At 35.4% G+C, this 15134-nt stretch carries 15 protein-coding genes; 6 read left to right on the top strand and 9 right to left on the bottom strand.

Annotated elements, in window-relative coordinates; translation table 11 throughout:
• The first annotated feature begins 63 nt into the window (after positions 1–63).
• Positions 64–720, top strand: a complete 657-nt coding sequence (locus REB14_RS04905; protein ID WP_079243309.1) for a DUF937 domain-containing protein — start codon at positions 64–66, stop codon at positions 718–720.
• 58 nt (positions 721–778) lie between these two features.
• Here REB14_RS04905 and REB14_RS04900 read toward each other — a convergent pair whose 3' ends face one another.
• Together REB14_RS04900 and REB14_RS04895 are read right to left on the bottom strand one after the other, a co-directional pair.
• Positions 779–898: a 30S ribosomal protein THX gene (locus tag REB14_RS04900; RefSeq protein WP_079243310.1), complete on the bottom strand. Its 120-nt coding sequence runs from the start codon at positions 896–898 to the stop codon at positions 779–781.
• 184 nt (positions 899–1082) lie between these two features.
• Positions 1083–2477 carry an MATE family efflux transporter gene (locus tag REB14_RS04895; protein WP_309521649.1) on the bottom strand — a complete coding sequence of 465 codons (1395 nt, stop codon included), beginning with the start codon at positions 2475–2477 and terminating at the stop codon, positions 1083–1085.
• A gap of 112 nt (positions 2478–2589) precedes the next feature.
• Here REB14_RS04895 and REB14_RS04890 point away from each other — a divergent pair, with 112 nt between their 5' ends.
• The 3 genes from REB14_RS04890 (at position 2590) to REB14_RS04880 (ending at position 6693) form a co-directional block, all read left to right on the top strand.
• Positions 2590–2952: an ankyrin repeat domain-containing protein gene (locus tag REB14_RS04890; RefSeq protein ID WP_079243312.1), complete on the top strand. Its 363-nt coding sequence runs from the start codon at positions 2590–2592 to the stop codon at positions 2950–2952.
• 138 nt (positions 2953–3090) lie between these two features.
• Positions 3091–4845, top strand: a complete 1755-nt coding sequence (gene aspS / locus REB14_RS04885; protein WP_079243313.1) for an aspartate--tRNA ligase — start codon at positions 3091–3093, stop codon at positions 4843–4845.
• A gap of 516 nt (positions 4846–5361) precedes the next feature.
• Positions 5362–6693 carry a M12 family metallopeptidase gene (locus tag REB14_RS04880; protein WP_079243314.1) on the top strand — a complete coding sequence of 444 codons (1332 nt, stop codon included), beginning with the start codon at positions 5362–5364 and terminating at the stop codon, positions 6691–6693.
• Between the two features lie 67 nt (positions 6694–6760).
• Here REB14_RS04880 and REB14_RS04875 read toward each other — a convergent pair whose 3' ends face one another.
• Together REB14_RS04875 and REB14_RS04870 are read right to left on the bottom strand one after the other, a co-directional pair.
• Positions 6761–8029 (bottom strand): adenylosuccinate synthase, encoded by a 1269-nt coding sequence (locus REB14_RS04875; RefSeq protein ID WP_309521648.1) that lies wholly within the window; start codon positions 8027–8029, stop codon positions 6761–6763.
• Positions 8030–8178: 149 nt separating this feature from the next.
• Complete coding sequence (locus REB14_RS04870; protein ID WP_079243316.1) at positions 8179–8748, bottom strand: Crp/Fnr family transcriptional regulator; 570 nt, start codon at positions 8746–8748, stop codon at positions 8179–8181.
• A 168-nt stretch (positions 8749–8916) separates the two neighbouring features.
• Between REB14_RS04870 and REB14_RS04865 the strand changes: the two genes are divergently transcribed.
• Complete coding sequence (locus tag REB14_RS04865) at positions 8917–9462, top strand: hypothetical protein (RefSeq protein WP_079243317.1); 546 nt, start codon at positions 8917–8919, stop codon at positions 9460–9462.
• Between the two features lie 52 nt (positions 9463–9514).
• Here REB14_RS04865 and REB14_RS04860 read toward each other — a convergent pair whose 3' ends face one another.
• The 5 genes from REB14_RS04860 to REB14_RS04840 all read right to left on the bottom strand — a co-directional run bounded on the left by REB14_RS04860 (position 9515) and on the right by REB14_RS04840 (position 13293).
• Entirely contained in the window at positions 9515–10360 is an 846-nt protein-coding gene (locus REB14_RS04860) for a mechanosensitive ion channel family protein (RefSeq protein WP_079243318.1), read from the bottom strand.
• Between the two features lie 271 nt (positions 10361–10631).
• Positions 10632–11366: an SDR family NAD(P)-dependent oxidoreductase gene (locus tag REB14_RS04855; RefSeq protein ID WP_079243319.1), complete on the bottom strand. Its 735-nt coding sequence runs from the start codon at positions 11364–11366 to the stop codon at positions 10632–10634.
• A gap of 140 nt (positions 11367–11506) precedes the next feature.
• Complete coding sequence (yajC, locus tag REB14_RS04850) at positions 11507–11869, bottom strand: preprotein translocase subunit YajC (RefSeq protein WP_079243320.1); 363 nt, start codon at positions 11867–11869, stop codon at positions 11507–11509.
• A gap of 10 nt (positions 11870–11879) precedes the next feature.
• The gene (locus REB14_RS04845) at positions 11880–12386 is read right to left on the bottom strand and encodes a DUF1573 domain-containing protein (protein ID WP_079243321.1); all 507 of its coding nucleotides are present in this window, start codon (positions 12384–12386) and stop codon (positions 11880–11882) included.
• Position 12387: 1 nt separating this feature from the next.
• The gene (locus REB14_RS04840; protein ID WP_034693040.1) at positions 12388–13293 is read right to left on the bottom strand and encodes a transcription antitermination protein NusB; all 906 of its coding nucleotides are present in this window, start codon (positions 13291–13293) and stop codon (positions 12388–12390) included.
• Between the two features lie 91 nt (positions 13294–13384).
• Here REB14_RS04840 and REB14_RS04835 point away from each other — a divergent pair, with 91 nt between their 5' ends.
• Complete coding sequence (locus REB14_RS04835; RefSeq protein ID WP_079243322.1) at positions 13385–15046, top strand: ABC transporter ATP-binding protein; 1662 nt, start codon at positions 13385–13387, stop codon at positions 15044–15046.
• Positions 15047–15134 lie beyond the last annotated feature (88 nt).

Genomic DNA, 15134 nt, shown 5'->3' with positions numbered 1-15134 from the left:
GTCAATTTGTGAGGCATATTTTTTGATAACTTTGGTGTACTTAATACTAAATAAACACAAAAAATGAGTTTAATTGACCTACTTACAGGGAACACAGGCAACCAGGTTGCTGAACAGGCTGAAAACAAATTCGGAATCAATAAAAACCAGGTAATCGCCCTATTAGCTGTTGCTACCCCTCTTATTATTTCTTATCTTAGAAATAAATCTCAGGATGCTAAAGAAGCAGAAGCTTTAAATAATGCTTTAGATAAAGACCACAACGGAAGTATTTTAAATGATGCTTCACAAATTGAAGCAAGACAGGCTGAAGGAGGATCTATTCTTGATCATATCTTCGGTGGGCAAAAAAGTACTGTTGAAAACCAACTGTCACAGAACACTGGAATTTCAATAGATAAAATAGGTCCTATTCTTGCAATGCTTGCACCTGTAGTAATGGGTTATATCGGACAGCAAAAACAACAGAGCAATGTAGGAGCAGGAGGTTTAGGAGATCTTCTAGGAGGAATCCTTGGAAATGCTTCCAATCAGGCACAAGCTCAGCAGTCTAATCCTTTAAATGACATTCTTGGAAGTGTTTTAGGAGGAGGAGGAGGACAATCTCAATCATCAGGAAATCCTTTGAACGATATTCTGGGAAGTGTATTGGGTGGTGGAAACCAACAACAAGGCGGCGGCTTAGGCAGCATCCTTGGTAATATTTTGGGAGGTAAATAATTAATTTAATTTTCATAAAAAAGACCGGAGTTATGATCTTCGGTCTTTTTATTTTTAATTACTTTTTAGATTTTTCTGCAGAAGCAGGAAATGATTTTGAAGCTTTTTTAGGTCTTCTTTTACCATAACTTCCGGAATTAATTTTTCCTCTTCTTGATTTTTTGTCTCCTTTTCCCATAGTATTATATATGTATTTGTTGTTCTACGAATTTAGAAAATACAATACTAAAATCCAATTAATGAAGCTGTTAAAGTTTTATAAATTAGGGAGGAAAACTGGAAGTTATTTTTATTATTGATCTGCAAATTAATTATTCTTAAAAAACAATTTGTATACTTAAGGCTTAAGTAGCATCCATCTCCTACACTTTTATCGTCTTCCATTTTCCTTTTTTAAATAAGATAAAGGCAACAATCGTAATTAAAGTTTCTGCGGCAGGAATTGAGATAAAAACTCCTTTGGGTCCCATATCAAGATATTTTGATAAGAAATAAGCCAGCGGAATCTGAAACAGCCAGAATCCAAAAAGATTAACCCAGGTAGGAGTCCATGTATCACCAGCCCCATTAAAGGCATTGATCATCACCATCCCGATTCCATAGAAAATAAATCCTATACTCATAATCTGAAGCGCATTTTTAGCAAAATCTTTAATAGCCATTTCCTGAGTAAAAAAACCAACTAAAAAGTTCCCCATAAAAAGGAAAATCAAACTTACCACCAGCATAAAAATGACATTATATTTCACGGTTTTCATCACCGACTGTTCTGCTCTCAGCATTTCATTCGCTCCCATATTCTGCCCTACCAACGTAGATGCAGCATTACTCAATCCCCAGGCTGGAAGCATAAAGAACATCATCAATCTTAAAGCGGTCTGATACCCTGCCGATGCATTTTCCCCTCCGGTAGTTGCAACAAGCTCTGCAAGGAAAATCCAGCTGCATGAGGCAATGACAAACTGAAAAATTCCGGGAGTTGCAATTTTTATAATGGATTTGATTAATGCATAATTCGGTTTAAAATAAGGAAGCTTAATTCTTATCTGAGTATCGGCTACCAAAAGATGATACAGCTGATACATAACACCAATACTACGTCCTATTGTTGTTGCCAAAGCAGCTCCCGTTAGTCCTAAAGCAGGAACAGGTCCTAAGCCTTTTATCAGAATCGGACAGAGAATGATATTAGCAATATTGGCTATCCATAAACTTTTCATAGCAATCATAGCATTTCCGGCTCCTCTGAAAATCCCATTAATTAAAAACAAAAGCATAATAATCGTGCTGCTTCCCATCATAATTCTGGTAAAATTCTTCCCATAAGCTGCTGCTTCAGGCTTTGAACCCATCAGGATTAAAATTTCTTCTGCAAAGATCACTCCCAACAAGCTTAAAATAAAAGTAATCGCAAAGGAAACGAGTAATACCTGCGCTGCACTCCTGGAAGCCTGTTCCGGATTTTTCTCACCAATTCTTCTTGCTACCAAAGCTGTAGCCGCCATACTCATCCCAATGGCAATAGAATACATTATCGAAAGTACAGATTCGGTAAGCCCCACCGTCTGGATAGCAAAACCGCTTTCTTTCAGATGGCCGACAAAATAGAGATCAACAAGCGCAAATACGGATTCCATAGCCATTTCCAGCATCATGGGAATTGCCAAAAGCAGCACAGCACTTCTGATGTTCACTTTGGTAAAATCAGTTTCTTCACCGCTGAATGCTTTTTTCAAAAATTCAATATATTTTGTCATTTCGCAATTAATATTTTATGTAATCCCAAAAATACAAATCCAATTATTAGAAAAACTTAGCAATTGGTAATAAAATTTAATTTAGATTTGTATATTCTTAAAAATTATCCTTATGAAAAAAATAATCTCTACTACTTTTCTATTTGGAATGTTACTGTCCGGCAGCATGTTCTCTGCCCAGAAGATGAGTCAGGAAAAGATGAAAGCCATTTATTCTGATGATATAACAACATTCAAAAAACAGTTTGCTCCAGGAGATTACAACAAATGTTTCCTTGTGGGAAATATACTTTATTCACCCCTTGGCTTCAGCGTAATGTCTGACAGAAAGAATATTATCAACTTCCTTTTGGATAACAAAGCGAATGTGAATAAAAAATGTCAGAATAAAACTCCTCTTGAAGTAGCTGATGAAACAAAAGGCAGCGAAGAAGTAAAGAGAATTCTAATCGCAAAAGGTGGTAACAGAATCTAAAAAAATCTAAAAACAATATATGAAACTTCCGAAAGGGAGTTTTTTTTATTTATAAAACCTGCAAAAATCTTATCTTTGCCAACGAAAAATTCAAGGTTCGGAATTGAACCTTAAACATTGAACTTTAAACAAATAATTATGTTTCGATCACACACCAACGGAGAGCTATCTCTGAAAAATCTGAATGAAGAAGTTACACTATCAGGATGGGTACAGACTATCCGTGATAAAGGATTTATGATTTGGGTAGATCTTCGAGATCGTTACGGAATTACCCAGCTGGTTTTTGACCAGGACCGCTCTTCTGCACAATTGATGGAAGAAGCAAAAAAACTGGGCCGTGAATTTGTGATTCAGGCTACCGGAAGAGTTATTGAAAGAGTAAGCAAAAACCCTAATATTCCAACTGGAGAAATTGAAATTCTGGTAGAAAAACTGACAATTCTTAACGATTCTCAGCTTCCGCCTTTCACTATTGAGGATGAAACAGACGGTGGTGAAGAATTAAGAATGAAATACCGTTACCTGGATATCAGAAGAAATCCGGTAAAAGATAAACTGATCTTCCGTCACAAGATGGCACAGAAAGTAAGAAATTATTTATCTGACGAAGGTTTCATTGAAGTGGAAACCCCTGTTTTGATCAAGTCTACTCCGGAAGGAGCAAGAGACTTTGTTGTACCAAGCAGAATGAATCCTGGACAGTTTTATGCATTGCCACAGTCTCCACAAACTTTCAAACAACTTTTGATGGTAGGTGGAATGGATAAATATTTCCAGATTGTAAAATGTTTCCGCGATGAGGATTTAAGAGCAGACAGACAGCCGGAGTTTACACAAATCGACTGTGAAATGGCTTTCGTAGAGCAGGAAGACGTTATGAACGTATTCGAAGGAATGACTAAAACTCTTATAAAAGATATTACAGGTCAGGAATTCGGAGCTTTCCCAAGAATGACTTTCGCAGAGGCGATGAAAAAATATGGAAATGACAAACCGGATATCCGTTTCGGAATGGAGTTCGTAGAGCTGAATGAACTGGTAAAAGGAAAAGACTTTAAAATATTTGATGATGCTGAATTAGTAGTCGGGATCAATGTAGAAGGATGTGCAGACTATACAAGAAAGCAGATCGATGAACTTGTGGATTGGGTAAAACGTCCTCAGATTGGTGCTTCAGGAATGGTTTGGGCAAAATTCCAGAATGACGGAGTGAAAACCTCATCGGTAAACAAATTCTACAACGAGGAAGATTTAGGAAAGATCATTGAAAAATTCGGAGCAAAAGAAGGTGACTTAATGTTAATTCTTTCCGGAAACGAAAATAAAGTAAGAGCTCAGCTTTCCGCATTAAGAATGGAACTTGGTAACCGTTTGGGATTAAGAAAAGGAAATGTATTTGCACCACTTTGGGTAGTTGACTTCCCTCTATTGGAATGGGATGAAGACACTGAAAGATACCATGCAATGCACCACCCTTTCACGTCTCCAAAACCGGAAGATATCCACTTATTGGAAACAGATCCTGGAAAAGCAAGAGCCAACGCTTATGATATGGTTCTGAACGGAAACGAAATCGGAGGTGGATCTATCAGAATTTTTGACAGAGATCTTCAGTCTAAAATGTTTGATTTATTAGGATTTACCAGAGAAGAAGCAGAAGCTCAGTTTGGATTCCTGATGAATGCATTCAAATATGGTGCTCCGCCACACGGAGGTTTAGCATTCGGATTTGACCGTTTGGTGGCAATTCTTGACGGAAACGAAGTGATTAGAGATTATATTGCTTTCCCTAAGAACAATTCAGGACGAGATGTAATGATCGATGCACCTGCTTCGATTGCTGATGCACAGCTCGACGAATTAGAATTACAATTGAATTTAAAAGCATAAATGTAAAGCGGGGTATTTGCCCCGCTTTTTTTATATTCTTATTACAGAAGCCTAAAGCTCACCCTGAACTTCCTAATGTTTTATACTGACGACACTATTTTTGAAAAATAAATTTTAATAAAGTAGCATTATTTAGAATCAAAAACATTACAAATTCTAATATTATTTATCAATTTGCTAACAAAACAAACCTTATACTAACAAAAAGTATATTTTTATACACTATATCAAATATTCGTGAAATAATCAAATTTAAAATTCGATAGTAAAAATTAAATTAAAACAACTAAACAAACGAAATAAATACATTTTTAAAATAAAAATCCAACAAAACAATCATTATATTATGTTATATGTAAATATGATTTTTATTAATATATTTACGTTACACAGCTGATTTATAATGAAGACTTAATCAAAACTTAGGAATTGATGTATTTTTATAATCTCATGCGTATGATAATAATATAGCTGTTCATATTTTAAACCTTGATCACCAAACCAATATTAAATCATATGAAAAGCAAACTATTACTATTATCAGGATGCCTTGTTTTGGCACTGAATTCATGTAGGTCGGACATTGAAAATCCTCAAACTGATTCAATCGATCCTATCACCACGAAGCTAGACAATGCAAAGATTCACAAATTATCAATTGACGGGAAAGACACCTATGTCAATGAAGTAAATGGAGAATATTTTTATGCAGAAGATATTACGATTAGCCCAGAACAGTTTAATGTATTACAAAAGCAGGCTAACCCCGGAATATCAACTGCAGAGAAAAGTACCATTGTAAGCTCCTTTATTAAGACATGGCCGAATGCAACCGTCTACTATACATTACCAAGCCAGGGAAGTCTGAGTACTCAAAATTATAATACGTTCCTGACCAATATCAACAAAGCGTTTGATATGATTTCTTCACAGACCAGCATGCAGTTTGTTGAACGGACCAACCAAACAGAATATATCACCTTTACTTATACAACGTCCAACAGTTCTCCACTTGGATGGCAAAAAAACAGAGTTAACGGTATAAAAATTTATAATATTACTTATCCCGCCATTATTGCTCACGAAATCATGCATTCTATGGGAATCATGCATGAGCAGTGTCGCCCGGATAGAGATCAGTACATCATTGTAGATGTTAACAAGGCTGTAGAAGGAAGCCGTCATAACTTCAATCTTTATAATGATTATGCAGGACATGGTGCGTTTGATTTCGGTTCAGTGATGATGTATCAGTCTACAGACTTTGCTATAGACTCAAGTCAGCCTGTAATGACCAAGCTGGATGGATCTACATTCACCAAGCAAAGAACAGGATTGTCTGCAGGTGATTATGCCGGAATCAATCATTTGTATGGACCTGTTAATGCTACTTCTGCCATCAACGGAACGTATACCATGGGAACTGCTTTAGCGAGTGATAAAAATGTAGATATTTCAGGAAGTTCAACTACAGACGGCACCAGCATCATTCTGTACTCAGCTTCTACAGGGAATAACCAGAGATTTACTTTCACCAAATCAGATCATGGTTATTATATCATCAAATCTTTATTGGATCCTACAAAGGTATTAACTGTAAAAAGTAATGGAACAACGAATGGAACGGCTGTTGAATTAAGAACCAATGCAAATACAGATTCTCAAAAATGGTTATTATTTAATTTAGGAAATAATGGATTTGGATTTGCTCCTAAGAACGCACCAGCATTGAGATTAGAGGTAAAAAATGGCACAACAACCAATCTTACCCCTATTGTAATCGGCACAACTGATCAAACGGTTCAGCCTTCTACAAAACAACGCTTTATCCTTACAAAAGTTAACTAAATTTCTTCATACAAAAAAGAGGTTAGGAAATAAACTCCCTAACCTCTTTCTATTCTATAACTATCTATTAGATTAATTTCAACATCTCATTTCTTCCCGGCCCGGTTGAAAGATAAGCCACAGGAATTCCCAATTCTTCTTCCAAGAATGAAAGAAACTCGTTGACTTCTTTGGGTAATTCTGAAGGACTTTTCATTGCAGAGAAGTCAGCTTCCCATCCATTCATCCATTTTAGTATAGGTTTTCCGTTTTCAGGAAGTAAACCTGAAGCAGTTATGATCTCTCCATTTTCCAGTTCATAATGGGTACAAACTGCTACGGATTTCAGTCCACTTAAAACATCTGCTTTTGTGAGAACCAGCTGGGTTACCCCATTGATCATCACAGCATACTTCAAAGCAGGAAGATCCAGCCAGCCTGTTCTTCTCGGACGTCCCGTATTGGAACCAAACTCATTCCCTTTTGTTCTGATCTCTTCACCTAATTCATCAAACAGTTCCGTTGGAAAAACACCATTCCCTACTCTTGTACAGTAAGCTTTTGCAATCCCGAATATCTCACCTATCCTTTTCGGTGAAACACCAAGTCCACTGCTCGCTCCTGAAGCCGTGGTGGAAGAAGAAGTTACATACGGGTAAGTTCCGTGGTCAATATCCAGCATGGCAGCCTGAGAACCTTCAGCTAAGATTGTTCTACCTTCTGCCAGAGCATTGTTTAAATATATTTCAGTTTCTGTGCATTTGAATTTTTTCAGAAAATCTACCGCTTCAAAAAATTCATTACTTATTTCCTCCAAAGAAGGCAGTGTCATACCTCCTGCGATCAGCATCTTATAATCTCTTTCTAAAATGTGCTGTACTCTGCTTCTAAAGTCAGAAACAAACATATCTCGTATTCTTACATTCTGTCTTAAGATTTTATTTGAATAAGCCTGTGCAATCCCGTTTTTGGTGGTTCCGATGGTTGTATAATCAGAACTTTCCTCCATAAAAACATCAAGAAGCTTATGAGTAGGCAGTACAAAGTGTGCTTTCAATGAAATAATCACATTACTTTCCGGCTGAACCGTTTCATCAAATAACTGAAGATTTGCAATTTCTTTTTTGAAACTTACAGGATCCAGAACGGTTCCTGTCCCGATCACATTTTGTACTCCGTTCATAAAGATCCCTGAAGGAATCATTTTAAGCGTAATTCTTCGTCCGTTTCTCTCTATGCTGTGCCCAGCGTTCGATCCACCATTAAAACGTGCTGTAATGTCATAATTTTCACTGATCAGATCAATAAACTTTCCTTTTCCTTCATCACCCCATTGTAATCCTAATACAATATCCATATTCGTACTTTAAATTTTATGAAACAAAGCTATGACAGTCAATAAGAAAGACCATTGCCATTTGACAAAAAGAGATTTACTGAGAAATTAAAATCTAGATGTTAGAAATTAGTAACAACTCACCAACTCTATTACTCTCCCACAAAATCTTATACGATATTTCTCCTGATCCGGCTCAGTGAAGAAGGAGTGACTCCAAGATACGAAGCCAGCATAGATTGTGGAACTCTGTTGGCAAGCCCCGGATAATGATTTAAAAAATGAATATAACGTGATTTCGCATCCTGGTTGAGCATGATACTGGCAACCTTTAGTTTATTCTCAACAACAAACGCATGAATTCTTGCAAACAAAACCGGCCATACTGCAATTTTCTCTTCCAGAAGTTTAAAATGCTTAAGATTAATCACCAGCAGTACAGCATCTGTAATAGCTTCAATATCTTCATGAGCAGGCAGCTGATCGGTAAAACCTTGAAAATCTCCTATAAATCTACCTTCATAGATAAAATATCTGGTAAAATCGTCACCCTGTTTGTTATAGTATAAAGAGCGGAAAACCCCTTCCTTTACAAAAGCAATTCTTTGACTTACTTTCCCAGCCTCTACAAAAGGTTCTCCCTTCTTTACTTTAATTTCCTGAATTCCTTCAGCAATCAAAAGTTCCTCCTGAGGATTCAGTATTCCGAATTTTTTGATATAAGTAAAAAGCTCTTCCATATTTCTGTTTTACCCACGGATTGCGGTAATATAAAGGTATAAAACTGACCGATAAAAACAATTGTCATTTGGTAAAAACCTTAAAAAAAGGGACAAAAAGATTTATTAAGGTGAAAAGTATTATCGACACTGAATAATTTCAATATTTTTGCATCCAAAACTTTTATCATGGAGGAGCCTATAAAATTACAATTATATTTCAATGAAAATATTGAGTGGGAAAATCAGAGATTTTTCTTTCAGTATACATGGAAAAAGCACTTCGTTGAACTAAAAAAAGCAATCCTATATGCTGTTCTATTCCTGGCACTAGGATTTCTTCCTCTAAAATCTTTGAATCTTGGTCCTGTTTCTGTTATTTTTAAATATGGTAGTTTCTTATTTGTAGGATATATTTTCCTTCTTTTATATCAATATTTCAGTACCAAAAATAAAACCTTCAATTTGATAGAAGAACAAATTGAAAATCTTAGAAGAAAACATGAGGAAATCAGTTTTATAACCCTTCACAAGGACAGCATTACTGTTAAAAATCCATTCAATACAATCAACTGCGTCTGGGATAAAACTCATTATAAAATGGTTGATCAATACCTTATTTTAAATATGGTTAATAACAAGGTTAATTTCATTTTTACGGAACCTGAGTTTAAGGAGAATGAATATAAAATTTTATTAGATTTTCTTCAGCAACATTCTACAAAAGAAAAATAAAAACTCCCACATTACAATAATGCAGGAGCTTCTTAAAAAAAATTAAATATAATTATTGATTGTAAACATGGATATCTCTCTGTGGAAAAGGAATTCCGATTCCAGCTTTATCGAGAGCTTCTTTACAACCGATGATTAGTTCTTCATTCATTGCCCAGAAATTTTCAGTGGAAGTACTCACTCTTACGGATACATTCACAGCACTGTCTCCAAGTTCAGTAACCACCACCTGTGGGGCAGGCGTTGCAAGAGCATATTGATTATTCTTGATAACGTTCATTAAAATGTCCTTGGTCTGTTTAAGATCCGCATCATAGGCAATTCCGATATCCAGTGATGTTCTCCTTGTTCCCAGTTGGGTAAAATTGGTAATACTGTTATTTGAAACTACTCCGTTAGGAATAATAATCAGTTGGTTTTGTGGGGTGATCAGTTTTGTATGAAAAATATCAATAGCATCTACAGTTCCTGAAACCCCTGAATTGGTAGAAATAAAATCACCAATCTTAAATGGTTTTAATAGCAGAATTAAGATTCCACCTGCAAAATTTGTTAAAGATCCCTGTAAAGCTAAACCTACCGCTAAACCTGCGGCACCAATCATTGCAACAAACGCAGATGTTTGTACTCCAAGTTGCGTCACAACAACAATAAACAGCAGAATATTAAGTCCCCAGTTGATAATATTTAAAAGAAAATGCTGCAACGAAGCTTCCATATTTCTCTTTTTGAAACCTTTTTCAACCAGTTTTTTAATCATTCTGATCATCCATGATCCGATAAGATAAATCAATAATGCAGAAATGATTGCAGTAAAAATTCTCGGTGCCCATGAGATTGCTGAAGAAATTAAGGTGTCCCAGTGTTGTTGAATCTTGTTCAGTTCTAAATCGTCCATTTTATACTATGTGTTTACTATTTATATCAATGAAGCATTGACATCTTCTGCAGGATTGAAAAAAAGAAATCCACCTTGCACTGTAGAGTGAAAGTAAATTATATTTTATCCTTAAAAATAGATTAACAGCAGAAAAGAATATTTCTGCTTTACTCAATATTCATTCAGAAATTGAATCTTGCAGGAAGAAATAATTTTTGGGTCATAGAATTACAAAAACGATACCGAAGTGTGTAAGCTATCCAAGAAAAATAATATTAATGAAAATTACTTAAGGTAATTTTGCAGCAAGGCTTTCCGGCAAAAGTCTCAGAATATGATAAATAATCTTCCATTTAAAGTTCGGAACAATGGTAAAGGAATTTCCGGCGTTGACAATAAATCCGGCCACATAATCCGGCTCCATGATCAGAGATTCATTCAGTTCTAATCCTTCGTTGATTTTTGTTCTGATATAGCCAATAACCAAGGCATTCACAATTATTTTTCGAGAAGCTAGTTCTTGTCTCAATCCCGCCAGAAACTGTGTAAACGCAGCCTTTGTACTTCCATAGACAAAATTGCTTTTTCTCCCTCTTACTCCGGACAAGGAAGATAGACCAATGATTCTTTCAAGATTTTTATTGTTTTTGTCCATTGCAATAATGCTTAGGATAGACACACCACCCATATAATTGACTTCCATCATTTGTCTGGCTCCCTTGAAATCAGTCAGTGCTTTTTGATTATCTACTAAAAAACCTGCAGCATAAACCACAATATGAGGTTGTACAGAAAGACTGGAATAAAATTGATGATGAGAATCAAAATCAGCAGCATCAAAATACGAAACAGAGACTTTTGAGCGATCCAGATTGTTTGAATCAATGAAATCATTCAAAGAGGTTGTATTTCTGGAAGCTGCAATTACGGAAAACCCTTTTTCCATATATTGTTTTATGCATTGCTTGGCAACATCAGAATTGGCTCCCAGAATAAGAACCGTTTTGTTTGTGTTTTGATTCATGAAGCAAAGATAATTTTTTATTAAACACTAATTTCACTAATTGTTTTCCACAAATGGACATAATTTTTCAAACCAGTGTAAAAAAATTGCGGCGGGTGAACAAAGTTCACCCGCCGCAGCTAAATATTTTTCAGACTGAATTATTTTTTTTCTTCAGTTGCTGTTTCTTTTTTGTCTTCTGCCTTATCAGCAGTTTTTGCTTTATCTCCAAAACGAGCTTCAGTCATTTCTCTTGAAACTGCTGCTTTTTCGAATTTCAGTTTTCCGGATAATGTTTCGATAACAAAACCATCATCCTGAACCTGAGCAATTCTTCCGTGAAGACCTGATGTAAGAACTACTCTTGTTCCCACTTTAAGGTTTTCCTGAAAGTTTTTCTCCTGCTTTTGCTTTTTCATCTGAGGTCTGATCATCAGGAAATAAAACCCTACAAACATTACCCCCATCATGATCAGCATCATAGGTGAAGATCCACCCTGTGCCTGTAAAAATAGTGTTAACATATTGTAAATATTATGGTTGAATGTTCGCTGTGAACGTTAATCTGATTGGAGCTTTTTCTACATTAGCAAAAACGTCTGCATACTTCTGAACGTTTCCGTCGAAGCTTGAAGAATCGAAATGCAAAGTAACTTTTCCTTTTTTACCAGGCATGATAGGCTCTTTTGTAAAATCAGGAGCTGTACATCCGCATCCTGGCTTCACTTCAGAAATGATTAATGGATTCTTACCTGTATTGGTAATTTCATATACGTGCTCTACTTTATCTCCTTTTTTGATTTTTCCAAAATCGAAGCTGTTTTCAGATAAAGCTACAGAAGTAGATGGTTCGTTAGAAACCGGAGCAACTGTTTCACCTGCTACAGGTGCTGCTGCAGAATCAGTGGTTACCGGAGCCGCAACAGCTGCAGAATCAGTAGTTGCAGTTTCAGCACTTTGAGTTTCTTTGTTTTCTTTTTTACATGATACTAACCCAAAGCCTATAATTGACAAGGCGATAATTGATAACGTCTTTTTCATTTTATATTCTATTTTGATCTTTACAATATTTATCTAAAATACCATTGATGAAGATATTGGAACGGTCTGTAGCAAATACTTTTGCAATTTCAATATATTCATTAATAATTACTCTTGAAGGTGTGAAAGCAAAGTTATCAAGTTCTGCAATTGCTGTAGATAAAATTACTTTATCCATTAGAGAAACTCTTTCCAAATCCCAGTTTTCCAGTCTTTCTTCCAGTTTCTTTTCATTGTTTTCCCAGTTATTCAGGGTATCTCTTAACAATTTTGCAGCGAATGTTTTATCTTCTTCATCTTTAATCATTTTGATCAAAGTTCTGCTTTCTTCATCTTCTCTCAGGAAACCGATTGTTTTTTGTACCATTGAATTGGCAATATGGATATCATCGTACCATGAAAGTTCCTTATCTCCCAAGTAATCATGAAAATCTTCATTTTCAGCAATATATCTTAGAAATAATTTACCTATAAATTTCTGATCTTCTTCAAAAGAATATCCTTCTTCTTTCATGAAATCCTGATAACGTTTCCCGGCAGTAATTCTCTGGAAAGTTTTTACCAATAAATCATCATGCATATCCCATTTCAGTTGCTTGTGCTGTCCTGTGAAAAATAATCTTTCAGGATTTTCTTCCAGCTTAAGCAATACCTGGTTGTTGATGAATTTTTGGTTAGGATTAATATCAGCATCAGTTTTAAGAAATTTATTCTTACCAATTTCGATCTGATTTTCTGCCAAATCTTTCAAGCCCACCAAAAAGTTGAGCTGATAGATGTATAGATAATAGATTTTCTCTATCCCGGCAAACATGTTTTTCTCTAAAACATCAAATTTTACAGGATTTTGGTAGTAAGAATACACGGTCTGTACTACTTTTTCACGGATTTGTCGTCTTCCTAACATTCAAAGAGCTTTTTTATGGGTGCAAAGATACAAAATTTAAAATTGATGAAATTCGTAGTGTGATGACATTTTTGTAATTTTGTGCAACTATATGAAAGCGCTTAAAACCTTAAACCCCTATTTTTGGAAACACAAAATATTGTTGTTTTGGGGGGTACTATTTATCATTGCCAGTAATTTCTTTAATATATATAAGGTTCAGTTTGTAGGAAAATCTGTGGATGAACTTACAAAAAGTGGGAATCTTGGCTTTAACAATCAGGTTCTGATTTATGTTGGAATTATTGTAGGATGTTCTCTCTTAACCGGATTCTTTACCTTTATGATGAGACAGACCATCATTGTTGCGTCCAGAAGAATAGAATACGAGCTTAAAAATAAAATCTACAGACATTATCAGGATTTATCTTTAACGGATTATAAACAAACTACCATCGGAGACTTAATGAACAGATTAAGTGAAGATGTGGTGGCAGTAAGAATGTATCTTGGTCCTGGGGTGATGTATGTAGCCAACCTGATTGTACTGGTACTGATTACAGCTATTTACATGGTAAAAACGGATGCTTCCATGACGATGTGGACTTTACTTCCACTTCCTATTTTATCTTTTGCTATTTATAAGGTAAGTTCTATTATCAACAAAAAGTCAAAGATCATGCAGAAAAGCCAGTCTGCCATTTCAACTTTTGTTCAGGACAGCTTTTCCGGAATCCGTGTGGTAAAATTTTTCGCCAGAGAAAAATACATTGAAAAAAACTACGGAATCAAAGTCACCGATTATCAGAATAAAGCTTTGGATCTTGCTAAAACGGAAGCCTATTTTTTCACCATTATTCTTTTTGTCATCGGGTTATTAAATGTAGCGATCATCTGGATTGGAGGAACAAAATATATTGCAGGAGAATTAAGCATTGGTAAGATTGCCGATTTCTTCATGTATATCAACACCCTGATTTTTCCTTTCTCTATGGTAGGATGGGTAACTTCTGTCAACCAGAGAGCTGAAGCATCTATGCAGAGAATCAATGAATTTATGGATAAAAAATCTGAAATTATTAATACTAATTTTGAAAATTATCCGATCAAAGGAGATATAGAATTCAGAAATGTTTCTTACGTATATCCAAATACAGGCATCAAAGCCCTGGACAATCTAAGTTTCAAAGTAAAAGCCGGAGAATCATTAGCTATTATGGGGAAAACCGGTAGTGGAAAATCAACTATTGCCTTACTATTATGCCGATTAATAGATCCTACAGTAGGAGAAATTTTAATTGATGGTAAAAACCTGAAAGACCATAATCTGGAGAACTACAGAAACTTTATCGGGTATATTCCTCAGGAAAGCTATTTATTCTCGGATTCTATTGAAAATAATATTGGTTTTGCCATTGATCATCCTTCTCACGAGAAAGTAGTAGAGTATTCCAATATTGCAGATGTTCACAAAAATATTGTAGAGTTTAAAGACCAATATAAAACACTTGTAGGTGAACGCGGAGTAATGCTTTCGGGGGGACAAAAGCAAAGAATTTGTATCGCAAGAGCCTTAATTAAGGACCCTAATATCATTATTTTTGACGATTCTTTGTCCGCTTTAGACACTGAAACGGAGCAGAATATTCTGGAAAATATTGACAAAAAAATCAGTAACGCTACTTCCATAATTATCACACACAGAGAGTCTAGCGCACAAAAAGCCCACCAGATTATCAACCTAACCGAAATTGCCAATTCTGTAACCGCATAGCCATTTCATTCTCAATTGTTAAATAAATCATAAAAAAAATTTTGTGATTAAAAGAATTCTTTTATATTTGTTCTTAACAAGATTAAAA

This window comes from Chryseobacterium metallicongregator (assembly GCF_031324065.1).
Classification (GTDB): Bacteria; Bacteroidota; Bacteroidia; order Flavobacteriales; family Weeksellaceae; genus Chryseobacterium; species Chryseobacterium metallicongregator.
Note: the sequence above shows the minus strand (reverse complement) of the source record. Positions and strands in the feature narration are given on the sequence as shown.